Genomic DNA, 23,762 nt, shown 5'->3' with positions numbered 1-23,762 from the left:
TTTCTTGCGGCTACGAGCGGATGGCCGGAATGGGATTCTGTGCGAACCATTCGGCGAGGAAGTCCAGGAACACGCTGACCTTGCGCGGGGTGGCCTGGCCGGGGCCGTAGATCGCGAACAGGGGGCGGTCGGGGACCACGAGCTCGGGGAGCAGGACCTGGAGGGCGCCGGTCATCAGGTCGTCGTAGGCCGGGCGCTGGGGCAGCAGGGCGATGCCCCGGCCGTGGACGGCGGCCTTCTGGAGGGCGATGTACGAGTTGGACGAGAAGGCGATGTTGCGGATCTTGTGCAGGGTGGAGGCGTGGCCGTGGCCGATGCGCCAGACCGGGTCGTTGACGTGGACGAGGCAGTCGTGGTGGGCCAGGCCGTTGGGCTCGGTGAGCGGGCCGCCACGCTCCAGGTACTTCTCGGAGGCGCACAGGACGAAGGGCAGCGAGGCGATCTTCTTCAGGCGGACGCTGGAGTCGCGCAGGTCGCGGGTGTGGAAGGCGACGTCGAAGCCGCTGTCCAGGAAGTCGTACGTACGGTCCGACATGCCGCCGAGCTCGAAGCGGACGTGGATCTTGGGGTGGGCGGCGGAGAAGGCGGCGATCGCGTCTCCGAGGTCCAGGCTGCCTATCCACTTGGGGCAGATGATGCTCAGGGTGCCCTCGGCGCGGTCGTGGAGGTGCGAGATGACAGCGTCCTCGGCTTCGATCTCGTCGAGGATGCGGGCCGCGAACTCGGCGTACTTGAGCCCCGGTTCGGTGAGGCTGACCGAGCGGGCGGTGCGGTTGACGAGGCGGACGCCCACCTGCCGCTCCAGTTCGGCGACGTGCCGCGACACCAGCGAGCCCGACGAGCCCAGCTTCTTCGCCGCGCCGCTGAAGCTCCCGGCCTGCGCGACGGTGACGAAGCTGTGCATGAGGAGCAGTCGATCCATGATTCCTCCGGAGGCCCACGCATGCCGGGGGTGGGCCCCGGCGGCGGTGCCGGTCGTACTGATGGGTCCGGCCTTGGCCGGGATGTCCTGGTAGCGGCTCCACTGGGACATTCCGGCGATGTGGCGGACAGGCGGCTCGGTCAACAATGAGACAGGTGTCGCACCCGGCACCGGACTCCGTCTACTTCGGGCAGTACTGGGGGGCCTTGCTCAGGTTGTCCTTGGTCACCAACAAAAGAGGAATGTTGGCAATTTTGTCAACCTTTTTCTCGGCCAGCAGACCGACCGCGTTCTTGACCGCGGTCTGTCCGATCGCCATGGCCGAGTTGGCCACGGTGGCGGAGAGGCGGCCGTCCTTGACGGCGGCCAGGCCCTCGTCCGTGCCGTTGGCGGTCACGATCTTCACGTCCTTCCTGCCGGCCGCGTCGAACGCCTTGCGGGCGGCCAGCGCCATGTCCTCGGAGGCGACGAACGCGTACTGAAGGTCGGGGTGGGCCTGGATCATGTTCTCGGCGACGTCCTGTGCCTTCACGGGGTTGAACATGCCGGGCTGGTTCGCGACCACCTTCGCGGTGCTGGGCAGCGCCTTGGTGAAACCGCCCACCATCAGGTCGGAGGCCGCGCCGGGCGCGCCCGCGATGACGCCGACCTGGACGCTCTTGCCACCCGCGTCCTGCGCGATCCAGCCCGCGTCCAGGGCACCGAGCTTCCCCAGGTCGACGACGGCCGCGCCGAGGATGTCGTCGACGTCGCTGGTGGCCACGGAGGTCAGATAGATCGGGATGTTCGCGGCCTTCGCCTTGGCGATGTCGCCCTTCAGCGCGTCCACGTTGACCGTCTGCACGATCAGCGCGCTCACGTTGCGCGAGGTCATGTCCTCGATGTTGGACAGCTCGGTGGTGGAATTCTGGTGCGAGTTGGCGGTGAAGACCTTGGCGTTCTCCGTCTTCGCCTCCTGCTCGACCGCTTTCTGGAGACAGCTGTGGAACTCGGTGTCACCGCCGTTGACGAACCCGAGGGTGACATCGCCGGAACTCCCGCTGTCGTCACTGGTGCCGCAACCGCTCAGTACGAGAGTGGTGCCGGCGAACGCGGCGAACATGGCTCTGCGGGAACGGACCGAAATTCTCATGGTGAACCGCCATTCAAGGAGGGAGTGGGTGGAGCCGGTCAATGGCGTGCGGAACGTGCCTTGTGCATCTCGTTGGCGATGGCCGCGATGAGCAGTACGCCGCCGACGGAGACCGACTGGTAGTTGCTGGAGACCTGGAGCAGGTTCAGCGCGTTGGCGACGACGCCGAGGAGGACCACGCCGAGCGCGGTGCCGACGACCGTGCCGTAGCCGCCGGCCAGGGCGGTGCCGCCGATGACGACGGCGGCGACGGCCTGGAGCTGGAGCGAGAGTCCGCCGGTGCCGGGGCTGCTGCCGCTGAGCCGGGACAGCAGCATCAGGCCCGCCAGGCCGGACAGGGCGCCGGTGAGGGCGTAGAGCGAGAGCTTGCGGGCGGTGACGTTGATGCCGCTGAGCCGGGCCACGTGCTCGTTGCCGCCGATGGCGAAGGCGTCGCGGCCGAACACGGTGAACCGCATGACCAGGGCCGTCGCCACCAGTACGAGGATCGCCACGACCAGCAGGTAGGGCACCCCGAGGATCTTGTTGTTGCCGAGGGCGAACATCTTGGTGCCGATGGAGACGCTGACGCTGTCGAGCACGAGGAGGGCGACGCCGTCGAGCAGGGTCGCCGTGGCCAGGGTCGCGACGAACGGCGCCACGTCGGTGAACGTCACGACCACGCCGTTGACCAGGCCGATCAGTGTGGCCAGCACCAGCGAGACGACGACGGTGAACGGGGTGGAGTGGCCGTGGGCCAGCAACTGCGCCCCGACCGCGGTCGTCACCGCGACGTTGCTGCCCATCGAGAAGTCCATGCCGCCCGCGGTCATCAGCAGCGTGAGACCGGCCGCGATCACGGCGACGACGCTCACCTGGCGCAGGATGTTGATGACGTTCGTGTCGGTGGCGAACGAGTCGGTCCGCAGCGAGGTGGCCACGATCACGATGATCAGGACGGCTGTCAGGCCGGTGTGCGGGGCGCCGCGCAGGGCGGCCGGCGAGAAGCGGGGGCGCGCCTTCCCGGCCGGGTCCGAGACGCCGGGGGCGTCGGGAAGTGTCTTGACGCTCACTGCGGTTGACCTCCGAGAGCGGTGGCGACGAGTTCGTCGTGGGTGATGGCGTCGATGTCGTGCTCGGCGACCGTCCGGCCGGCGCTGACGACGACGACCCGGTCGGCGAGGCGCATGACCTCCTCGGCGGACGAGGAGGCGAGCAGTACGGCGACACCGCGCGAGGCTAGGTCGTCGACGAGGGCGTGGATGTCGGCCATGGCGGCGATGTCGACCCCGTTGGTGGGGTCCTCCAGGAAGCAGGCGACCGGGTCGGTCTGAAGCCACTTGGCGAGCAGCACCTTCTGCTGGTTGCCCCCGGACAGCGCGCCCACCGGCGGGTTCCCGGCGAGTGCGACCACGCCGTAGCCGCGGCGCAACGGGGCGGCCCGGCGGGCGAGTTGGGCCCGTCGGTGCGTACGGCGGCGGGCGAAGCGGTCGCGGGCCAGCATCAGGTTCTCGTCCAGGGACAGCTCCGGGACGAGGCCGAGGGCACGGCGGTCGCCGGTGACACAGCGAAGGCCACTGGAGAGGGACGCGTGAACTCGCCCGAAGGGCACCGGAGTTCCGTCCACGGCGAGGTGGCCGGTGTCGGGGCGACGGCGCCCGGAGAGCAGGTCGAAGAGGCGTGACTGCGCATCCCCGGCGGGTCCGAGCACGGCGACGATCTCGCCCTTGTGCACGTCCACGGTGAAGTCCCGTACGGCTCGCCCGTCGGTGAGACCGCGCACCGTGAGGCCGATCTCGTCCTTGGGGGCGGGCCGTTGGGACCGCTGCGACACGACGTCGCGGCCGACCATGCTGCGCACGAGGCCGGCGGCGTCGAACTCGGCGGCCGGCGCGCTGCGTACGACCGCTCCGTCGCGCAGGACGGTGACCCGGTCGGCGACGGCCAGCACCTCGTCGATGTAGTGCGAGATGTAGACGACGGCCACGCCCTCGTCGCGCAGGGTGCGGACCAACTCCCTTATCTGGTGGGCCGCTTCGGCGCTCAGACAGGCGGTCGGTTCGTCGAGGACGAGGATGCGGCCGCCGCGGCGGACCTCGCGGGCCACCTCGACCATGGTCTGCTCGGCGACGGTGAGCGAACCCGCGGTCCGTGTCACGTCGATGTCGATACCGAGGGCTTCAAGTGCCTTGCGGGCCTCGGAGTTGACCGCCTTCCAGCGCACGGCGCCGCCGCGGGTCGGCAGGTCGCCCAGCATCACGTTCTCGGCGACGGTGAGTCCCATCGCCAGCTCCCGGCGCTGGGGCACCGACGCGATGCCGAGCCGGCGCGCCTTGCGCACCGTAAGTCCGTGCTGTGCCTGCCCGTTGACCTCGACGGTGCCGGCGTCGGACTGATGGACCCCGGAAAGGACCTGTACCAGCGTCGACTTGCCGGCCCCGTTCATGCCCATCAGCGCGTGGACCTCGCCCGGGTACAGGTCGAGGTCCACGCCCTTGAGGGCGGCCGCGCCACCGAAGCTCTTGGTGACCCCCCGGACGCGAAGTACCGCGTCTCCCCCCGGGGTTGTCACGGGCGTGGCTCGGTGCCGTCGGAGCCGTCCGGGGCGACGCGGCCGTAGCCGCGGATGTCCGGGAACGGGGGTTCCTTGTCGGCCTGGAGGTCCACCTGGAAGGTGTTCAGGCACATGCCGAGCATGGTGAAGTTGCCGAGTGCGCCGATGGTGTCGACCAGGCCCTTGGAGCCGAAGTGCGCCAGTGCGGCGGCGAAGGTCTCGTCGGTGACGAAGTGTTCGTCGAGGATCTCGCGGCAGAACCGGTAGAAGGCCTGGTCCGCCTCGTTGTCGAAGACGGCCTCGCGCTTCTCGGCGATCGCCTTGACGGCGGCCTCCGGAATGCCTGCCTCGATCGCCTGGTGCACATGGGCGTTCCAGGAGTACTGGGCGTCCCAGTTGCGGGCGGCCATCAGCAGGGTGAGTTCGCTCAGGTGCTTGGGGAGGCTGGAGTCGAAGCGGGCGAAGGCGCCGAGGGATTCGGCCCGTTCGCACATCTCCGGGCTGTGCAGCCAGACCCGGAAGGGTCCGCGGACCGCGCCGCGCCGGCCGGCGATGCGGGCGGCCAGTTCCCGCTGGCGCGGGTCCATTTCCTCTTCGGTGAGAACGGGGAGCCTCATGGGGCCTGTACCTGCCTTTTCTTTCCGGCGCGTTACGTGCACGGTTCGTGAATCCGTGCGATGCGTGCCGACGCTACAGCCGGGTCCGGGAACCTCACCCCTCTGGAAATGCAAGGTAAAGCTGCACGCCAGAGGGCACCCATTCACGCGCGAGGCGCCTAACGTCATGCGACGCAGAAGCGTGTAAGCGGAAAGGAACTCCGGATGACCACGATCATCAAGGTCGCGTCCGTGCCCGTGCTCGACCGGGGCGGTGCCGTCGTCACGACACCTCTCGTCACGACGCCGTCGGCGGGCGGGGAGAACCGGATCACCAGCGGGATGAGCGTGTATCCGGTGGGCTCCGGTGCGCCGTTGCACTCGCACAACTGCGACGAGCACGTGACGATCCTGGAGGGCCGGGCGGAGGTGGTGGTCGACGGTGAGGTGACCAAGCTGGAGCGGTACGACACCACGTACGTGCCCTCGCCGATCCCCCACCTGTTCCGGAACATCGGCGACACCCCGCTGCGCATCCTGTGGGTGTACTCGTCGGGGTACGTCACCCGGACGTTCACCGAAACGGGCAAGACGGTGGAACACCTGTCGGCGGAGGACCAGATGGGCAAGGACTGAGCGACAGGCTCGTCAACCGGTCAGCGCCTGCGCCCACTTGGGCGGCAGGCGCTTCTTCGTGTCCGGACGGACCGACGCCGGCCCCCGCGTCCCCCGCGGTGGCCGGCGTCCGGTCCTGTCCATGTGCGCTCTCGCCGGTCAGTGGGTGCCGACCAACTCCTGCTCCGCGCCGGTCCGTTCGGTCTGCTTCGAGCTGCGCAGCGCCGCGATACCGATGAACACCATGGACGACAGACCGGCGATGGCGAAGGACGTGAAGCCCCAGTCGCCGTTGCCCGAGGCGAGCAGCTGGCCGCCGAGCCACGGGCCGAAGACGGCGCCGAAGCGGCCCATGCCGGAGGTCCAGCCGACCGCGGTGGCACGGTTGTCCGGGGTGGAACGGATCGAGACGGTCGCGTAGATCATCGTCTGGGCGCTGTTGAGGAAGACGCCGGTGAGGAAGACCACCAGCATCGTCACGGCCTGGTTCATGTGGACACCGAGCAGGAAGACGCCCACGGCGGTGAGCGCGAACCAGATCGCCGAGATGCGCGGGGCGCCGAAGCGGTCGGCGGCGCGTCCGGCGACGAGCATGCCCACGATGCCGCCGAGGTTGAACACCACGACAAAGGTGAGAGCGTTGGCCAGCTCGTAGCCCTCGGCGCGCATCAGGGTGGGCAGCCAGGTGGCGACGCCGTAGACGAGGAGCAGGCCGCCGAAGGAGGCCAGCCAGTAGAGCAGGGTCTGGAGCCGTTCGCCGCCGCGGAAGAGGGTGAGCAGGGCGTCCCAGCGGTCGGCCGCGGTCTTCTTGCCCGCCGCGGCGGGCAGTTGGACCTCGAAGCGCTCGGCGAGGGCGTGGGCCTCGTCGGTGCGGCCCTTGGCGACGAGGAAGCTCAGCGACTCGGGCAGGAACTTCAGCAGCACCGGGACGAAGAGCAGCGGGAGGACGCAGACCCAGAAGGCGGCGCGCCAGCCGACCGGCTCCACCAGCCACTTGGCCACGTAGGCGGAGAGGATGCCGCCGGCGTGGTGGGCGGTCATCAGCATGCCGATGGTGAGGGCGGTCCGGCCGCGCGGGGCGTAGTCGGAGACCATGCTGATCGCGGTGGGCAGCAGACCACCCAGGCCGACGCCGGCGAGCGTGCGGCCGAGGCCGAAGACCTCGACGCTGCCCGACATCGCGCAGATGCCGGAGGCGAGCGAGAAGAGCGTCACGCAGCCGATCATCAGCTGCTTGCGGCCGATCCGGTCCGCGACCGTGCCCGCGGTGAGGGCGCCCACCAGCATGCCGAAGGTGGCGTAGCTGCCGAGGTCGCCGGCCTGGTCCGCGGTGAGACCGAAGGTCTTCGTCTCCAGCAGGTGCGGCAGCACCGAGCCGTAGATGAACATGTCGAGGCCGTCGAAGAGCACGGCCAGCCAGCACAGACCGATGACCAGGAGGGCCAGTCTGCCGGCGCGCGCGGACACGGCCGGCGACGGGGATGAGGAGGGGGAGGAAGACATCGTTGGTTACCTCTCGTGCTTGGTGCGCTAGACGCTAAGGAGCCACCCCCTGGATAGTCAACGTTTTTGTCAACAATCTCATCGACAATCGCGTGAGGGTGGCTCCGGTGGGCCCCGCGCGTCGCTCAGGCGACCGGCGGAGTCCCGTGCGTGTGGAAGGACTCGATGGTCTTCAGGCCCCAGGCCTGCCCCTTCTTCCGCTCCTCCTCGGTCCACGTGATCAGCGGCCAGTCGGGGGCCAGGACGAGCCGGGTGAGCGGGTTGCACAGTTCGATGCGGTTGCCGCCGGGCTCGTAGACGTAGAGGAAGAACGTCTGCTGGATGGCGTGCTTGTGCGGGCCCGTCTCGATGAACACACCGGTGTCGATGGCGAGATCGGCCGCGCGCAGGATGTCCTCGCGGGTGTCGGTCGCGAAGGCGATGTGGTGCAGCCGCCCGGTCGAACCGGTCCAGTCCTCGGTGTAGACGACGTCGTACGACTTGTTCGTGTACGTCAGCCAACGCGCCGCGATCCGGCCGCTGTTGAGCCGGATCTGCTCCGTCGGCCGGGCGCCCAGCACCTGTTGCTGGAACTCGGCGCTGGACAGCACGTCCGCGGCGAGGAAGTTGATGTGGTCCAGCCGCCGTACGCCGACGCCCCGGTTGGGCTTGGCCTGCGGCTGGTTCTTCAGGGCCGGCTTCAGCCCGTCGGGGGCCTGGTAGTACTCGCTCTCCCAGTACAGGGCGTGCTCGTGGCCGTCCGGGTCGGTGGTGACGTAGAGCTTGCCGAGCCCGGGTTCGTCCTCGACCCACCTGCCGGTGCCGCCCGCCTCCTCGATCGCCTCGATACGGCGCTGGAGGGCCTCCTCGCCGGAGGTGCGCAGGGCGAGCCGGCCGAGGCCGGGCCGTGCGCGGGCGGTGAGGACCAGGCTGTGGTGCTCGTAGTCGTCGTAGGTGCGGAGGTAGACGGTGTCGCCGTCCTGGCCGTTGACGGTGAGGCCCAGGTAGTCGGTGAAGAAGGCGACACTGGCGTCCAGGTCCGGGGTGAAGAGCTGGGCGTGGCCGATATGGGCGATGTCACCGAGCGGCGGAGCCATCGTTGCCTCCAAGGGGGCGTGCGGGAGCGGGAGTCGGGGCGGTGTCGGTCGGTGCGATGTCGGCTGGCCGGGGGAAGACCGTGCCGTCGAAGATCTTGCGCGCGGTGCGTACGACCGCGGTTCTGCGGACCACGGGAGCGGAACCCTCGGATCCGGCGCCCACGCTAGTTTCGATGTCCAGGAATCCGCTGGGATGCTCGATGCGAATTCGGTCACTTTGTGGGGTTGTGTTCGCGATGCCCTCCCCCACCCCGCCGGGGACCAGGAGGCCCGCCGCCACGCTCGCGGCGCCCAGGACGCCGATGGAGGTGTGGCAGCGCACCGGGATGAAGGTGCGGGTCATCACCGCGCCGCCGTCCGTGGGCGGTGCGAGCAGGCTGAGCTTGGGGATCGTGGTGTGCTCGACGTCACCGAGGCCCATCAGCTCTCCGGCGGCCAGGCGGATCTCCCGGAGGCGGGCGGCGAGAGTGGCGTTCTCCTCCAGGTCGGTGGGCGTCTCGTAGCCCGTGACGTCCAGCGCGGTGGCCGGGATCAGGACGACCGGCATGCCGTTGTCGACGCACGTCACCTCGGCGCCGGCGATCACGTCACGGATACGGCCCGTCGGCAGCAACGGGTTCGCGCCCTGCGGGAATTCGATCACCACCGGTGCCGCCGTGCCGGGCACGCCGGATATCTCCGCGGTGCCGGTGTAGTCGACACGCCTGCCCGGAGTGGGGAAGCTCGCGATCGCCAGTTCCCCGGTGTTGAGCATGCGGATGCGGACGGACGTCTCGTCGTCACCGGGGGCCACGAGCCCCCGCTCCACGGCGAACGGGCCCACTCCGGCAAGGAGGTTCCCGCAGTTCTGACGATCCGTCACCTCGGGGCGCTCGACGGCGACTTGCAGGAACAGGTAGTCGACGTCGGCCTCGGGGTCGGCCGAGGCGGAGACCACGGCCACCTTGCTGGTCAGCGGGTGGGCGCCGCCCAGGCCGTCGATCTGGCGCGGGTCGGGGCTGCCCATGACGCGCAGCAGCAGGTCGTCGCGCTCGGCCGGGTCGGCGGGGAGGTCCTCGGCCAGGAAGTAGGCGCCCTTGGAGGTGCCGCCCCGCATCAGCATGCAGCGCACCTCCGCGGGCCCGGTCACGACCCGGCTCCGGTGTACTCCTCGTACGACCGGTACTCGACGCCGAGTTGCTTGAGGGTGTCGCGCAACCCGTAGCGGTCCAGGCCGAGTTGGCCCTCCAGGAAGGCTGCGCGGGTGGCGGCCTCCTTGGCCTCGCGGGCCTGTGACCTCTCGGCGGTCTCGCGGGCCTTCTCGCGCGGGACGACCACCACGCCGTCGTCGTCGGCGACGATCACGTCACCGGGGCGGACGGCCTGGCCGTCGATGGCGATGGGCACGTTGACCGAGCCGCCGGTGGCCTTGACGGTGCCCTGCGAGGAGACGGCGCGGGACCAGGCGGCGAACCCCATGTCGCGCAGTTCCTGGGTGTCGCGGACGCCCGTGTTCAGGACGACTCCGCGCACCCCGCGCTTCTGGAGTGCCGTGGCGAAGAGTTCGCCGAACAGGCCGTCCGTGCACGGGGAGGTGGTGGTGACGACCAGGATGTCGCCCTCGCCGCACTGCTCGACGGCCGCGTGGATCATGAGGTTGTCGCCGGGCCAGCTGAGCACGGTGACCGCGGTGCCCGCGACCCGAACTCCCTGCTGGACAGGGCGGATCGACGGTCCGAGCAGACCGGTGCGGCCCATGGCCTCGCTGAGGGTGGCCACACCGAAGGCGGCGAGCGCCTCGACGTCCTTCGCGTCGGCCTTCGGGGGGTTGGTGACGATCACGCCGCCCATCGTTATGCCAGCTCCTTCGCGATCTGCGGGTACGGGCGCATGTACGCCTCGGCCATGGTCTTGTGGGCCAGGCCCAGGTTCGGGCCGGCGTTGCGCTTGAGCTGGACGCCTCGGCGTACGGCCAGGTCGGTGTAGTAGTCCCACAGGTGCTGCTGGGCGCCGAGGCACTCCATCGCCTTGCGCTTGGTGTCCCACACCTCGGTGATGTCGAGGAGGACCTCGGGCTTGAAGCCGCTCATCTCGGGCTGGTGGGGCTCGAAGTAGAAGACCGGCGGGGCGCCGATGATCTCGCCCTCGCCGGGATAGCCGATGGCCTGCGCGAGGACGCGGGCCTCCAGCGCCATCCGGTTGGCGGCCGGGTGGTCGCCGTTGTACGGGTCCTCGGTGGGGTGGGTGAGCACGACGTCCGGCTGGGTGGCGCGGTATACCTCGACGAGCTTGTCGGTCAACTCGGCGGTGGCGACCAGGGGATAGTCGCCCGCGTCGAAGAAGCGCACCTCGGCACCGAGGGTGGCCGCGGCACGCTCGGCCTCGTCCCGGCGTATCGCCTTGATCTCGTCCAGCTTCTTGCCCTCGCGCCAGGCCTTGGCGGACTCGCCGCGCTCGCCGAAGGTCAGACAGGCGATGGTGACCTTCTCGCCGCGGGCGGCGGCCAGGGCGATGGCTCCGCCGGCCCGCCAGACGAAGTCCCCGGCGTGCGCCGTGACGACGAGTGTCGATCGTGGGGTGGCGGGCGCGTTGCCGTGCGTCATGACTCGAATCTCCTTGGTGGACAGGTGTGCGCCCGCCCCAGGTGTGCCGCTGCGCCGCGCGTCAGTCGCGCAACGCCTCGATCACACTGGTGAGATGGGCGCGGACGGCCGCCTCGGCCGCCTGTGGGTCCCTGGCCGTGATCGCCTCGATCATCGCCAGATGCTGACTCAGGGACTGCTGCGGACGCCCCGGCCGCAGCGCCAACTGGAAGCGGTGACGCACCAGTTGGGCGTTGAGCCGCTCCAGCAGGGTCACGGCCGTCTGCTGGCCGGAGAACTCCCGCACCTTGTAGTGGAGTTCACTGTTGAGCTCGGAGTAGGTGACCGGCTCGCCGTCGGCCACGGCCTTGGTCATGGCCCGGCCCAGGTCCGTCAGTGCGGTCAGCTGCTCGTCGCTGGCCGCGACGGCAGCCTTGGCCGCGCACAGCCCCTCCAGGACCATGCGGCACTCCGTGATGGCGACCGCCTCCTCCACGGTCACCACCCGCACCCGGGAACCCCGGTTGCGGATCCGCTCGACCAGTCCCTCGGCCGCCAGGTCGATCAGCGCCGCGCGGATGCTGGCCCGCGTCACATCGAACTGCTCGGCGAGTTCGTTCTCCACCAACCGCTGTGCCGGTGCCATGTCGCCCTGCAGGATCGCCTGCCGCAGCTGCGTGAGCGCATGCTGCTTGGCCTGCTCCCCGGTGCTCGGACGGGCTTCTTTCGGCATCGTTGCCCTCCCTGAGTGAGTGCCTGTCGAACCTAAATCTAGCCAAACAAGATTGTCAACAATTTTGTCCGCCGTATTGCAGGCATGCTTCTGCCCATATGTATCGCAGACACGCCACTGCCCGCCCATGGACCGGCCATGGACGGGCAGTGAACCGCCTTCTTCTACGGCTCGTGACGGGTGCAGCTCATCGACCTGCCGTCCTTCATCCCGCACCACTCCTGGTAGCCGGAGGTGAAGGAGCCGGCCCACTTGTAGTGGTCGTCGGGCAGCTTGTCGGGGGTGTAGGCGCGGTAGTTGGCGGCGTCCTTCTTGTCGCCCGAACCGTCGTAGGCGACGAGTTGCGGGTACGGGTGGACGGGCCGCGTGTACTCGACGGTGGCCGCGGTGCTGCTCGCACTCGCAGAAGCCTTGGTGTCCTTGGTGGCTTTGGTGTCGCCGCCGCCGAGCTGCCCGCCGGCCGGTCCCCCGGGCTCGCTGCCGCCGCTGGTCCTGGACGCGATGACGGCGCCGGGGGTCTTGCCGGTCTCCCGCCAGGAGATCAGCTGGCTCAGCAGGTCGAAGCTGTCGGGCCCGTCACCGCCGCCGCAGTGGTTGACGCCCGGGAACAGGTACAGGCGGTAGAAGTCGTCGGCCCTGTCCTGCCCCATGGTGTCGATCACGGCCTGGCGGTAGGCCCGGGTGCCGGTGGGCGGGATGTTGGGGTCGGTCAGCCCGTGCCACTGGATCAGCTTGCCGCCCGCCTCCTGGAACTTGGTGAGGTCGGGGTCGGTGGCGTCGTAGATCCCGGAGACCTCACGCTGATAGGCCTTGAAGGTGTCCACGGTGAACAGCGACGCGTCGAGCTTCAGCGTGGGATCGGCCTCCCACTTCCCGACCCAGCGCAGGAACCCGAGCCCGATCCCGTACAGCTGGACCGAACTCTGCCCCTGGCCGGCCTTCGGGATGAACAGCCCCTCCCAGGCGGTCTCGGAGCCGTAGGGCTGGCCGCCGGTGTAGAGATGAGTGCCGTCCGGGGCGGTCACGCCCGCGTACGCCTTCCGCACGACGTCGGCCTGCTCGGTGGTGAGGCAGCTCGAACTGTCCTTGTTGTCGGCGCACTTGAGACTCGCCGGGGCGAAGACGCAGGTCGCCGGGTCCTGGATGAGGCCGTTGTTCAGCTTGGGGTCGGCGCACTTCGCGAGGACGGCCTTGTGCAGCATGCCGAGCTTCGAGGCGGGCAGGATCGTCGAGCCGTCCGCGCGGAAGTCGATCGTGGCGAGGTAGGCCTCCTGCATCGCGTTGAGCGCGGTCTGGTTGAAGGCCGGGGCGCCGACCAGGGCGGCACTGAAGTCGCCGGGGTAGCGCTGCACCTCCATCAGCGTCTCGCGCCCGCCGTCCGAGCAGCCGTCGTAGTAGGAGTACGTCGGCTCGGCGCCGTAGAACGCCTTGGTGATCGCCTTGGCGGCGGTGGCGAGGGCGTGCTCGGAGCGGTAGCCGAAGTCCACCTTGAGCTGCGGGTTCGTCGCCCAGACCTCGGCGGAGCCGCCGCCCGTGCCGGAGGTGGAGACGTGACCCTGGTCGTCCTGGCCGAGGGCGAAGGAGCCGTCGGTGACGGGGGCGCAGCCGGTGGAGGCGGCGGGCTGGGCGCTGACGCCGACCATGCCGCAGTAGCCGCCGCAGCCCTCCTGGAGGTAGCGCTGGCGGTACGTCCGCGTCGGCAGCCGCAGCTCGAACTGGATCTGCGGGGCGATGGTGCCCTTGACGTCGCAGTACTCGTACGCGTTCGCGTCGCCCTTGGCCACCACGCTCGCCGAGGCCACGGACGTCGCCGCGTCGTCGAGGGCGCCGAAGTCCTTCTTCAGCAGGTCGGCGCAGGAGATCCTCGGTCTGGTGACCGGCAGGTTCCTGCCCACGTCGCCGGTGGCGGCGCGGCCGATGGACACCTTTGTGACGTTCGCGTCGGCGTCCGCCGAGAACGTGTCGGGCAGCAGCGCGAGGCCGGTGACGAGGGCCGCGGCGACGACGGCCACCAGGATGACGATCCTCGTCCGCTGCGACGAGTGGGCAGGACCAGGGCTCATGGTGTCAGCGTCGAGTCGGCCCAGGCGGGAGGCCACCGCCGTGGGCCACAAGGGTGACTCAGGCCTCGCGGTAGAGCGCGGTGAGCAGTTCCAGCACGGCCTGGGTGGCGGGATGCGGGTCGTCCTTCCACCAGGCGAGCCGTACGGCGACGGGCTCGCCGTCGCGCACCGGGCGGTAGACGACTCCGGGCCGTGGGTACTGGTTGGCGGTCGACTCCGCCGTCATGCCGACGCTGCGGCCGGTGGCGATGACGGTGAGCCAGTCGTCCACGTCGTGGGTGTCCTCGGTGGCCGGGCGCGAGTCGGGCGGCCACAGGTCGGCGGTCGTGGTGCCGGTACGGCGGTCGACGAGGAGGGTGCGCCCCGCGAGGTCGGCCAGGCGGACCGAGCGGCGCCGGGCGAGGGGGTCGTCGGAGGCCATCGCGCACAGTCGTCGCTCCAGCCCGACGATGGCCGACTCGAACCGCCGGTCGTCCAACGGCCTGCGGACCACGGCGAGTTCGCAGGCGCCCTCCCCGAGACCGGAGGTGGCCGAGTTGACGCGGACCAGGTGCAGGTCGGTCTCCGGGTGCGCCCGGCTCCAGCGGCGCTGGAAGGGCAGCGTGTGCCGGCCGAGCGCCGACCAGGCGTAGCCGACGCGCAGATGGGCGTGGCCGGAGGTGGCGTCCCGGACGAGGTCGTCGACCTCGGCGAGGACCCGCCGGGCGTGTGCGACCACCCGCAGCCCGGTGCCGGTGGGAGTCACCGACCGCGAGGTGCGCCTCAACAGCCGTACGCCCAGGGCGCGTTCGAGCGAGGCGAGGGTGCGGGAGACGGCCGCCTGGGAGACGCCGAGCGCGGCGGCGGCATCCGTGAAGGTGCCCTCGTCGACGATCGCGACGAGACACCGCAACTGCCTCAGCTCCATATCCATGACTCAATCGTATAGATCGTCAGGCTGTTGCATTTTGCGCAAGTGCCGACGAGGCGCACGATCGGACCATGCCTGAAGTCGCCCCCGCACGCACCGCCACTTCAACTCCCCTGCCCGCCGCGGAACTTGTCACCCCGCAACCGTCCCGCGTGGGCCTCGTCGGGGTCGCCACCATGGCCGGCAGCGGGCTCTCCAACCAGCTCGGCGCGGCGATCGGCTCGCTCGCCTTCCCGGTCATCGGGCCCGTGGGGGTCGTCGCGGTGCGCCAGTACGTCGCCGCCGCCGTCCTGTTCGCGGTGGGCAGGCCCCGGTTGCGGGAGTTCACCTGGCGGCAGTGGTGGCCGGTGCTGCTGCTGGCCGTGGTGTTCGGGACGATGAACCTGTCCCTCTACACCGCCATCGACCGGGTCGGCCTCGGCCTGGCGGTGACGCTGGAGTTCCTGGGTCCGCTGTCCATCGCGCTGGCCGCGACCCGGCGCCGTGTGGACGCCTGTTGTGCGCTGATCGCGGTGGCGGGCGTGGTGACGCTGATGCGGCCGCGCCCCTCGGCCGACTATCCGGGCATGGGCCTCGGGCTGCTGGCCGCCTTGTGCTGGGCGTCGTACATCCTGCTCAACCGGACCGTCGGCAGGCGCATACCCGGAGCGCAGGGATCGGCTGCGGCGGCCGGGGTGTCCGCGCTGATGTTCCTGCCGGTCGGGATCGTCGTCGCGGTCCGGCACCCGCCGACCCTCACGGCGGCCGCGTGTGCGGTGGCGGCCGGGGTGCTGTCGTCGGCGGTGCCGTATCTGGCCGATCTGTTCACGCTGCGCCGCGTGCCGGCTCCGGCCTTCGGACTGTTCATGAGCGTCAACCCCGTGCTCGCCGCCGTGGTCGGGTGGATCGGCCTCGGGCAGCGGCTTGGCTGGGCGGAGTGGGCGGGCATCGGTGCCGTCGTGGCCGCGAACGCGCTGAGCATTCTCACGTCCAGGGACTGAGACGGCACAAGCCCGCCCGCCCGTGTCACTCGGCGAGGATGTCGCCCATGTCGCTGTCCTCCCGCCACTCCCTGAGCAGCGCGTGGAACTCGATGGGGCCGCCGCCGTACGACTCGCTGCGCTCGGAAGGCTTGCCCTCGTTGTTGTAAGTAGCCGGGGGTGCACTCGGCGAGGAACGCGTAGGTGTCCTGCGCCTTTTCGCGGATCGTGGCGATCCACGCCGTCTCCGCGTCGACGGTGGGCTCGACGTAGCGTGCCCGGCGCTTGCGGCCTCGGTGACGACGCCGGCGACGTGGGTGGCGCGTTCGTCGAGGATGTGGACCATGTTCACGGCGGAGGCGCTCTGGACCGAGTTGAACTGGAACAGGTTCGGGAAGCCGTGAGCGCTTCGGCGGTCGCCGGGTCCTCGACGAGCGCGTCCACCCGGGCGCGCAGCTCGTTCATCTTCCGGAAGTCGGCGGCCTCGGCCGTGTCCGCCGAGTCCGCCGCCGAGCCGCTCCCGGACAGAAACGTCCGCAGCAGCGCGGCACTTGTGGTCCAGCCGTCGTCGACCAGGTCCTCGGCCGCGCCCCCACCGGCCACGTGCGCGAGGAAGTTGTCCCTTCGGCGCCGCTGCCAGCCGGGGCTGAGCGTCTGGGCGAACTCCGGATCGGTGCGCCGGTTCCCGCGTACGTCGACGGAGGATGGGGTGCGCTGGAACACGTACAACTGCCGCGCGTCGCGCCCGAGATGGGGCACGATCTGGATCGCGGTCGCGCCGGTGCCGATGAGTCCGACGCACTTGTCGGCGAGCCCGGTCAGGCCGCCGTCCGCGTCGCCGCCGGTGTAGCCGTAGTCCCAGCGGCTGGTGTGGAAGGTGTGGCCCCGGAAGGTCTCCATCCCCGGGATGCCGGGCAGTTTGGGGCGGCTGAGGGTGCCGAGCGCGACGATCACGTACCGGGCCTTGATGCGGTCGCCCCGGTCGGTGGCGACGAGCCACTACAACTCGTCCTCGTCCCAGGTGAGTTCGGTGACCTGGGTATGGAAGCAGGCGTCCCGGTAGAGGTCGAAGTGCCGCCCGATCGCCCGCGCGTGCCGGCGGATCTCCTCCCCCGGCGCGTACTTCCACCCGGGGATCTGGCCGACCTCCTCCAGCAGCGGCATGTAGATGTACGACTCGATGTCGCAGTGGATGCCGGGATAGCGGTTCCAGTACCAAGTGCCGCCGAAATCACCGCCCTTCTCGATCACCCGGATGTCCTGGACACCGGCCTGGCGCAGCCGCGCGGCGGCGAGCAGCCCGCCGAAGCCGCCGACGACGACGATCGCGACCTCGACCCGGTCGTCGAGGGGTTCGCGGGTGAGGTCGGTGTCGGCGTAGGGGTCGTCCGCGTAGTAGCCGAACTCGCCGGTGGCGCCCCGGTATTGGGCGCTGCCGTCCGGGCGGATCCGGCGGTCGCGCTCGGCGCGGTACGTGGCGCGCAGCGTCTCCGGGTCCAAGTCGAGGCCGGTGTGGGGGGTGACGGACATGCTGGTCCTCTCAGTCCTCTCAGTCCTCTCAGTCCTCTCAGTCCTCTCAGTCCTCTCAGTCGTCTCGGTCGTCTCGGTCGTCTCGGTCGTCGAGGGGTGCGATGCGGTACGACAGGCCGGACGCCGGTGTCCGTGGGGTGGCCGGCGTCCGGGGCGGGACGGTCAGTGCCGCATGTGCCGGCGGACCCAGGCGGCCTGCCCGCCGTCGACGAGCAGGTCGGTGCCGGTGATGAACTGGGCCTGCGGGCCGGTGAGGAAGGCCACCGCGTCGGCGATCTCGCCGGGTGTGCCGGTGCGGCGCGCTCCGCAGTCGTCGATCTGGGATCGAGGCCTCGATGAGCACATGCAAACAGAGCGGGCTGACTCGTTCCGGTCAGTTCCCTGACAACAACCTGACGTGGCCCAGATCACATGTCGACGCTGTTGCCATGAACCGGACAGAGATGTCAGGGAGGGTCAACTCAGGTGAATTACAAGCGAGTTGACCACCCGGGACATGACGCCACCGACTCGCGAACACAACGGGAAAAGGGCGGCACCACGTCACCGTGACACCGCCCCGCACCCCGTTTCACAGGGTGTACCTATTTGCTCCGCGAACCCCTCGGAACTCCCCCGGCGGGGCGCTCACACCCTCACCCCTCGCCGGCCGCCCGCCCGAGCCAGTAGCCGAAGCCCCGGCGGGTGTGGATGAGCGCGGCGGCCTCCTGGTCCACCTTGCGCCGGAGGCGGGAGACGAGCTGCTCCATCGCGTTGTCGCCGCGGAAGTCGCCCCAGACATAGCGGCTGATCTGCTCCTTGGACAGCACCTTGTGCGCGTTGACGAGGAGGTGGCGCAGCAGCCGGTACTCCGCGGGCGTGAGATCGAGGGTGCGTCGTCCGCGCCGCGCCTGACAGGTGGTGTCGTCCAGGACGAGGTCGGCGTAGTGCAGCGCGCCGTCCCGTCCGCCGCCCCGGCCACGCAGCAACACCTGGATACGGGCGAGCACTTCGGCGATCCGGAAGGGCTTGGTGACATAGTCCCGCTCCCCCGCGCCCAGTTCGGGCAGCAGCTTGTCGAGGGCGTCCCAGCCGGTGAGCAGGAGGACGGGCGGGCGGTGCGTGACGAGTCGGCGGCCGTGCGCGAGGGCGTCCATCTCGGGCAACTCCGCGTCGATGACGACCAGTTCGAAGCGCTGCTCCGCGAGTCGCGACACCACCTCGGTGCCGTTGCCCGCCGTCCTGATGTGGTATCCCGCCAACTCCAGCGTCGTGGAAAGGAGTTCGGCGTTGTCCGGCTCGTCCACGGCGACGAGCAGATGCTGCCCGCCACCGCGGGCGGGTGATCGTGCCTCACCGATGCTGCCGTACGTGGACATGAGCGCCATCCTAGCGTGCTGCTTGCCTGACTCAAGCAATATACATTCGATTGCTTGACTCAAGTAAGTCAGATACGCTTGCCTAACTCAAGGAAGCCCGCCGTCAGCGTGGGCCGACAGGAGTCAGGAGCACGACTGAGCCCTCGCTCACCAGAACCGGGGCCGCCTTGAGCGGAGGACGGCCCCCGCGCCGAACCCGTGGGGACGGGGGTCGGCGCTGTCCCGGACCCGGCCGCCGGCCACTCCCCCGGATCGGCGCCGGGTCCGGGACAAAGCTTCTTCCCCGTGCCCGGCGTACAGGTCGTGCGACGCCGTGGCACGGGACCCACCCGACAGGAACGACAGGACCCCTCCATGAAGACCTCCGTACAAGCAGGGCCGGCCGAAGTCCTTGCCCGCGGTGCGTTCGGCGCCGCGGTCGCGGTCCACCGGGGCGGCGACGGTTCGGATTCCGTACCGCTGAAGGACCCGTACTTCGGGGGCACCAGCCAACTCGTCGAGCGCCACGAGAGGTTCGCCCGGCTGATCAGCCATCGTGTCCCGTTCGCGGAGGCCGAGCGTGCCGTCGAGTCGGCGTTGACGCCAGAGGGCGCGGAGAAGGTCGTCGTCTCGTTCGACCAGCAGCCCGGAGGCCTGCGGTCGTCAGGCCTGCTTCCGGCGGGTCCGGAACAGACTGACGCCCGCTCCCAGCGAGACCACACCCATGCCCACGGCGGTCAGGACGGCCTGCGCCCCGTCGGTGACGAAGGGCGCGGCCGTGGCGACGAGCAGGTTGAACAGGAACAGGAACCACAGCACGGGTCTCGACGCGAGCAGGGGCGTCATGGGTGGTTTCCTCCGGATCGAGAAGACTTGGATCTTGGCTGACGTGTTGCCTCAACGATTCCGTCGTCCGCCCGACGCCACGAGGGAGCGATCTCCCGGACCCGCGGTGGAGCGCGCTACACCCGTGCCGGGCGGTCCGCTCCCCCGGACCATGACAGATGCGCCTAACCTGATCTTCATGCGCGCAACCGTGCGGCAGGCCGCCCGGGCGACAGTCCAGCTGGTCGTCTCCGCCGCGATGGCCTTCGGGTCGTACATCTTCATCACCGTGCTCCTGATCACCGCGATCGCCACGGCCGCGGTGGTCGGCGCGTTCATGCTGCCCGAGACGGTGCTGCTGATACGGCGGATCGCCGGGGCCAAGCGGCAGCAGGCTGGCGCGTGGACGGGCCGGAAGATCCCCGAGGCGTACCAGCCGCTGACCGGCACCGTGCGGGAGCGGGTGCGCACGGCGGTCCGCGACCCGGGCACGCTGACCGACTTCCGCTGGATGGTCGCCTACTACGCCTACGGCACGCTGCCCGTGCTGATGCTGCCGTTGTGGCCGCTGGGTCTGGTCGTCGACGGACTGTGGTGCGGGCTGCTGCGCCGCCGGGCCGTCGTCCTGCCGTTGATCACCAGGCTGGCGGATCTCGACGCGTACTGGTCCACCGTCCTGCTGAAGCCCTCACCGAAGGCCCGACTGGCCGTACGGGTCGAGGAGTTGGTGCAGACCCGGGCGGGCGCGATCGCCGCGCACGGGGCCGAACTGCGCCGGATCGAACGCGACCTGCACGACGGGACCCAGGCGCGGCTGGTCTCGCTCTCCATGCGGATCGGTCTCGCCAAGCGGGCCTACGACCAGGACCCGGCGGCGGCGCGCAGGATGCTCGACGACGCGCAGACGCTGGCCGAGGAGGCGCTGACGGATCTGCGGCACGTGGTGCGCGCGATCCATCCGCCGATCCTCACCGACCGCGGCCTGGTCGGCGCGGTGCGCGCGCTCGCCGCCAGCAGCGCGCTCTCCGTCACCGTGACCGTGGACGGGCTGACCGACGGGCACGACGGGCCGCGCGCCCCGGCGGCGGTGGAGGCGGCCGCGTACTTCGTGATCGCCGAGTCGCTGACCAACGCGGCCAAGTACAGCGGCGCCGACCGCGCCGACGTCCATCTCGCCCGCGCCCGCACCGGACTGCGTGTCCGGGTGCGTGACGAGGGGCGGGGCGGAGCCGACGAAGCCGGGGGTTCGGGGCTGCTGGGCATGCAGCGCCGGGTGGCCGCGCTCGACGGCGGTGTGACTGTGACCAGCCCCGTGGGGGGACCTACCGTGATCGAAGTGGAGCTGCCATGCGTCTGGTGAGCGTAGTTGAGGCGGAACTGTCGTGAGAGTGGTGCTCGCCGAGGACAACGCCCTGCTCAGGGAGGGTCTGGTCCTGCTGCTGACGTCGGCCGGGCACGAGGTGGTGGCCGTCGCGGGCAGCGGACCCGAGGTGCTGCCCGCGCTGCTCGAACACCGGCCGGACGTGGCCGTGCTCGATGTGCGGATGCCGCCGGGCTTCCGCGACGAGGGCCTGCGGGCCGCCCTCGAAGCGCGGGAACGCATCCCCGGGCTGCCGGTGCTGGTGCTGTCGCAGTACGTCGAGGAGTCGTACGCCGCCCAGCTGTTGGGCGTCGGGGCGAGCGGGGTCGGCTATCTCCTCAAGGACCGGATCGGCCGCGTGGACGAGTTCCTCGACGCGCTGGACCGGGTGGCGGCCGGCGGTACGGCACTGGACCCCGAGGTGGTCACCGAACTGCTCACCCGGCGCCGCAATTCACCGCTGGACTCGCTGACCCCGCGTGAGCGCGAGGTGCTGAAGCTGATGGCGGAGGGCCACGACAACACGACGATCGCCAAGACCCTGGTCGTCACGGAACGCGCGGTCAGCAAGCACATCGGCAACGTGTTCCTGAAGCTGAGCCTGCCGCCGAGCGACAGCGGACACCGCCGGGTACTGGCCGTGCTGGCGTACCTGCAGAACGTGTGACGCGCGCGGCCGGTCGTGCCCGGGGATGACACGGCCGGCGGCGTGTACTGCGTTCTCAGTAGCGGCGATCTGCGGGGGCAGCAGCCGCGATTGTCGGCAGCCGTACGACGACGGGGCGGGGGTCCGGCCGGGAAGCTGGGTCGGTCCCCGCGAACAGATGGGGAGCACCCCGTCCTGTGGCTGCTCTCCTTCGTCGACCGGGCCGGTTCGTCCCCCTCCGGCGCCGCCGGCCATGGTCCCAGGAGCCCCACCGGAGACACCCATGAACCACAGCTGGCAGCGCTACGCGGACGAGCACATCCGCACCGTCGACACCATGTCGGCCGTCCTGCTGTTCGCCGTGTTCCTCTTCGGCAGCGAACTGGGCGTCCCCAACGGTCCCCGCCCGGACGCGGTGGCCCCCACGATCGCGCTCGCCGCGGTCTCCTGTGCGGCCCTGTTCTGGCAGCGCAGCCGTCCCCGTACGGTCGTCGCGGTCACGGCGGTGGCCGCCGCCGGGGCAAGCGCGCTGGGCCACTTGCTCACCCCGCTGATACTGGGCCCGCTGATGCTGGCCCTGTACCGGCTGGCCGTTCTCACCGCCCGCGGCACGGCTCGCCGCTACTTCTTCGCCTCGGTGGTGCTGGTGGTGACCACGGCCACGATGGTGGACTCGGTGCATCACCCTTGGCCGTTCAAGACGGTCGGCCCGGCCGCGTGGCTGCTGTTGCCGGTCGTCGCCGGGAACGCGGTCCGACTGCGGGACGCGTATCTGGAGGCGGTACAGGTGCGGGCCGAGTACGCCGAGCGCAGCCGGGAGGAGGTGGCCCGGCACCGGGTGGCCGAGGAACGGATGCGTATCGCCCGGGAGTTGCACGACGTCGTCGCCCACCATCTCGCGCTGGCCCACGCCCAGGCCGGTACCGCGGCCCACTTGGCGCGCACGCACCCCGGCCCTGTGCAGAAGATCCTGACGGAACTCGCCGGTACGACGTCCTCCGCACTGCGCGAGATGAAGGCCACGGTCGCTCTGCTGCGCCGCCCCGACGACCCCGGCACCCCCCTGGCCCCGAGCCCCGGACTGGCCCAACTCCCCGAACTGACCGGCACGTTCGCCTCCACCGGACTCACGGTCACCGTGACGACGCAGGGCGAGCCACGTCCACTCTCACCCGGCGTGGACCTGACGGCGTACCGCATCGTCCAGGAGGCCCTCACCAACGTCAGCAAGCACGCCTCGACCCGTTCGGCGCAGGTACGGCTGCGCTACTCCTACGACCGACTGACCGTCACCGTGAGGGACGACGGAGCGGGCACGGCAACTGCCGCCACACCGGCCCCGGGCCAGGCCTTCGGGCGGATCGGGATGCGCGAGCGCACCAGGTCCATCGGCGGTGCCCTCCAGCCCGGACGGCGCGCCGACGGCGGCGACGGAGCCAGTGCGATGCCGGTCGCCACCCCTGCCCCAGCCCATGGCTTCGCCCTGAACGGGCGGCGCAGGCACGCCAGTTCCGTCGACGACACCCGCCAGGCCGAGCACGGTACCGAGAGCAACGACGGCGTCAACGCCACACCGATCACCACCCCGACCCCCGCCCCCGGCTTCGGACTCATCGGCATGCGCGAACGCGCCCGCTCCGTCGGCGGCGTCCTGCGCGCCGGGCACCGCCTCGACGGCGGCTTCGAAGTCTCCACCGAGCTGCCGCTGTACCCCAGCGCCCCGGAACCGGAAGAAGGAACCCCATGACCATCCGCGTGCTGCTCGCCGACGACCAGGCCCTTCTGCGGGCCACCTTCCGGATCCTGATCGACAGCTGCGAGGACATGGAGGTGGTCGCCGAGGCGGCCGACGGTGCCGAGGCGATCGTGCTGGCCGGTGAACACCGCCCCGATCTCGTCCTGATGGACATCCGCATGCCCGGCACCGACGGCCTGACCGCCACGACCGCCATCTGTGCCGACCCCGCGCTGTCCGACACCCGCGTCCTCATCCTCACCACCTTCGAGGTCGACGAGTACGTGGCACAGGCACTCCGGGCAGGCGCGAGCGGCTTTCTCGGCAAGGACGTGACCGCCGAGGCGCTGCTGTCCGGCATCCGCACGGTCGCGTCCGGCGAGGCGCTCCTCTCCCCGCTCGCCACCCGAACCCTGATCACCCGCTTCCTGGCCACCCCCGCGCAGGGCGCCCGCCTGACCACGCCCGGCCGGCTCGGCGCCCTGACCGCCCGCGAGCGCGAGATCATGGCCATGGCCGCCGAAGGTGATTCCAACGACGAGATCGCCGAGAAGCTGTACGTCAGCCCGCTGACCGTACGCACGCATGTGCACCGCGCCATGACGAAGCTGGACGCCCGCGACCGTGCCCAACTCGTCGTGATGGCCTACCAGTCGGGGCTCGTGCAGGCGCCGCCCACCCCCGTCCCCGAGTTCTGAGCCGACGGCTGTTCAAGGGACGGAACCG

General features: G+C 70.3%; 22 protein-coding genes and 1 pseudogene. 6 read left to right on the top strand and 17 right to left on the bottom strand.

Going from position 1 to position 23,762, the window contains the following annotated elements:
* Positions 1-10: 10 nt before the first annotated feature.
* The 5 genes from OG714_RS49010 to OG714_RS48990 form a co-directional block, all read right to left on the bottom strand.
* Positions 11-922, bottom strand: a complete 912-nt coding sequence (locus tag OG714_RS49010) for a LysR family transcriptional regulator (protein ID WP_406132203.1) — start codon at positions 920-922, stop codon at positions 11-13.
* Positions 923-1,103: 181 nt separating this feature from the next.
* Positions 1,104-2,054, bottom strand: coding sequence for a sugar ABC transporter substrate-binding protein (locus tag OG714_RS49005; protein WP_406130970.1), 951 nt, complete (start codon positions 2,052-2,054; stop codon positions 1,104-1,106).
* A 38-nt stretch (positions 2,055-2,092) separates the two neighbouring features.
* Positions 2,093-3,106 (bottom strand): ABC transporter permease, encoded by a 1,014-nt coding sequence (locus tag OG714_RS49000; protein WP_406130969.1) that lies wholly within the window; start codon positions 3,104-3,106, stop codon positions 2,093-2,095.
* Positions 3,103-4,605, bottom strand: a complete 1,503-nt coding sequence (locus OG714_RS48995; protein ID WP_406130968.1) for a sugar ABC transporter ATP-binding protein — start codon at positions 4,603-4,605, stop codon at positions 3,103-3,105. Before OG714_RS48995 ends, OG714_RS49000 begins: the two co-directional genes overlap by 4 nt.
* Complete coding sequence (locus tag OG714_RS48990) at positions 4,602-5,174, bottom strand: carboxymuconolactone decarboxylase family protein (RefSeq protein WP_406132202.1); 573 nt, start codon at positions 5,172-5,174, stop codon at positions 4,602-4,604. The genes OG714_RS48995 and OG714_RS48990 overlap by 4 nt, the downstream gene beginning before the upstream one ends.
* Positions 5,175-5,408: 234 nt before the next feature.
* On the opposite strand from OG714_RS48990, the gene OG714_RS48985 reads away from it, so the two are divergent.
* A complete protein-coding gene (locus OG714_RS48985; protein ID WP_406130967.1) occupies positions 5,409-5,819 on the top strand; it encodes a cupin domain-containing protein in 411 nt (136 codons plus the stop codon).
* Positions 5,820-5,957: 138 nt separating this feature from the next.
* Here the strand turns inward: OG714_RS48985 and OG714_RS48980 are convergent, their stop codons facing one another.
* From OG714_RS48980 to OG714_RS48945, 8 genes are all read right to left on the bottom strand, one after another.
* The gene (locus OG714_RS48980; RefSeq protein WP_406130966.1) at positions 5,958-7,301 is read right to left on the bottom strand and encodes an MFS transporter; all 1,344 of its coding nucleotides are present in this window, start codon (positions 7,299-7,301) and stop codon (positions 5,958-5,960) included.
* A 125-nt stretch (positions 7,302-7,426) separates the two neighbouring features.
* Positions 7,427-8,377, bottom strand: coding sequence for a catechol 2,3-dioxygenase (locus OG714_RS48975; RefSeq protein ID WP_406130965.1), 951 nt, complete (start codon positions 8,375-8,377; stop codon positions 7,427-7,429).
* On the bottom strand, positions 8,358-9,506 hold the full coding sequence (locus tag OG714_RS48970; RefSeq protein WP_406130964.1) for a 4-oxalomesaconate tautomerase: 1,149 nt from the start codon (positions 9,504-9,506) through the stop codon (positions 8,358-8,360). Before OG714_RS48970 ends, OG714_RS48975 begins: the two co-directional genes overlap by 20 nt.
* The gene (locus tag OG714_RS48965; RefSeq protein ID WP_406130963.1) at positions 9,503-10,207 is read right to left on the bottom strand and encodes a 4-carboxy-4-hydroxy-2-oxoadipate aldolase/oxaloacetate decarboxylase; all 705 of its coding nucleotides are present in this window, start codon (positions 10,205-10,207) and stop codon (positions 9,503-9,505) included. Before OG714_RS48965 ends, OG714_RS48970 begins: the two co-directional genes overlap by 4 nt.
* Before the next feature lie 2 nt (positions 10,208-10,209).
* Complete coding sequence (locus OG714_RS48960; protein WP_019057005.1) at positions 10,210-10,959, bottom strand: PIG-L deacetylase family protein; 750 nt, start codon at positions 10,957-10,959, stop codon at positions 10,210-10,212.
* A 61-nt stretch (positions 10,960-11,020) separates the two neighbouring features.
* Positions 11,021-11,671, bottom strand: coding sequence for a GntR family transcriptional regulator (locus OG714_RS48955; RefSeq protein ID WP_406130962.1), 651 nt, complete (start codon positions 11,669-11,671; stop codon positions 11,021-11,023).
* Between the two features lie 164 nt (positions 11,672-11,835).
* Positions 11,836-13,734 carry a tannase/feruloyl esterase family alpha/beta hydrolase gene (locus tag OG714_RS48950; protein ID WP_406130961.1) on the bottom strand — a complete coding sequence of 633 codons (1,899 nt, stop codon included), beginning with the start codon at positions 13,732-13,734 and terminating at the stop codon, positions 11,836-11,838.
* Between the two features lie 58 nt (positions 13,735-13,792).
* Complete coding sequence (locus OG714_RS48945; protein WP_406130960.1) at positions 13,793-14,647, bottom strand: LysR family transcriptional regulator; 855 nt, start codon at positions 14,645-14,647, stop codon at positions 13,793-13,795.
* Between the two features lie 68 nt (positions 14,648-14,715).
* Between OG714_RS48945 and OG714_RS48940 the strand changes: the two genes are divergently transcribed.
* Entirely contained in the window at positions 14,716-15,624 is a 909-nt protein-coding gene (locus OG714_RS48940) for an EamA family transporter (protein ID WP_406130959.1), read from the top strand.
* Between the two features lie 25 nt (positions 15,625-15,649).
* Here OG714_RS48940 and OG714_RS48935 read toward each other — a convergent pair.
* From OG714_RS48935 to OG714_RS48920, 4 genes and pseudogenes are all read right to left on the bottom strand, one after another.
* A pseudogene (locus tag OG714_RS48935) lies at positions 15,650-17,133 on the bottom strand (flavin-containing monooxygenase).
* 162 nt (positions 17,134-17,295) lie between these two features.
* Positions 17,296-17,478, bottom strand: coding sequence for an SDR family oxidoreductase (locus OG714_RS48930; RefSeq protein WP_406130958.1), 183 nt, complete (start codon positions 17,476-17,478; stop codon positions 17,296-17,298).
* Positions 17,479-17,768: 290 nt separating this feature from the next.
* Positions 17,769-18,491: a response regulator transcription factor gene (locus tag OG714_RS48925; RefSeq protein ID WP_406130957.1), complete on the bottom strand. Its 723-nt coding sequence runs from the start codon at positions 18,489-18,491 to the stop codon at positions 17,769-17,771.
* Positions 18,492-19,133: 642 nt separating this feature from the next.
* Complete coding sequence (locus OG714_RS48920; protein ID WP_406130956.1) at positions 19,134-19,316, bottom strand: hypothetical protein; 183 nt, start codon at positions 19,314-19,316, stop codon at positions 19,134-19,136.
* Between the two features lie 178 nt (positions 19,317-19,494).
* Here OG714_RS48920 and OG714_RS48915 point away from each other — a divergent pair, with 178 nt between their 5' ends.
* The 4 genes from OG714_RS48915 (at position 19,495) to OG714_RS48900 (ending at position 23,734) form a co-directional block, all read left to right on the top strand.
* Entirely contained in the window at positions 19,495-20,655 is a 1,161-nt protein-coding gene (locus OG714_RS48915) for a histidine kinase (RefSeq protein ID WP_406130955.1), read from the top strand.
* Between the two features lie 22 nt (positions 20,656-20,677).
* Positions 20,678-21,322: a response regulator gene (locus tag OG714_RS48910; RefSeq protein WP_406130954.1), complete on the top strand. Its 645-nt coding sequence runs from the start codon at positions 20,678-20,680 to the stop codon at positions 21,320-21,322.
* 262 nt (positions 21,323-21,584) lie between these two features.
* A complete protein-coding gene (locus tag OG714_RS48905; RefSeq protein ID WP_406130953.1) occupies positions 21,585-23,048 on the top strand; it encodes a sensor histidine kinase in 1,464 nt (487 codons plus the stop codon).
* Positions 23,045-23,734: a response regulator gene (locus OG714_RS48900; RefSeq protein ID WP_406130952.1), complete on the top strand. Its 690-nt coding sequence runs from the start codon at positions 23,045-23,047 to the stop codon at positions 23,732-23,734. The genes OG714_RS48905 and OG714_RS48900 overlap by 4 nt, the downstream gene beginning before the upstream one ends.
* Positions 23,735-23,762 lie beyond the last annotated feature (28 nt).

This window comes from Streptomyces sp. NBC_00989 (assembly GCF_045162655.1).
Classification (GTDB): Bacteria; Actinomycetota; Actinomycetes; order Streptomycetales; family Streptomycetaceae; genus Streptomyces.
Note: the sequence above shows the minus strand (reverse complement) of the source record. Positions and strands in the feature narration are given on the sequence as shown.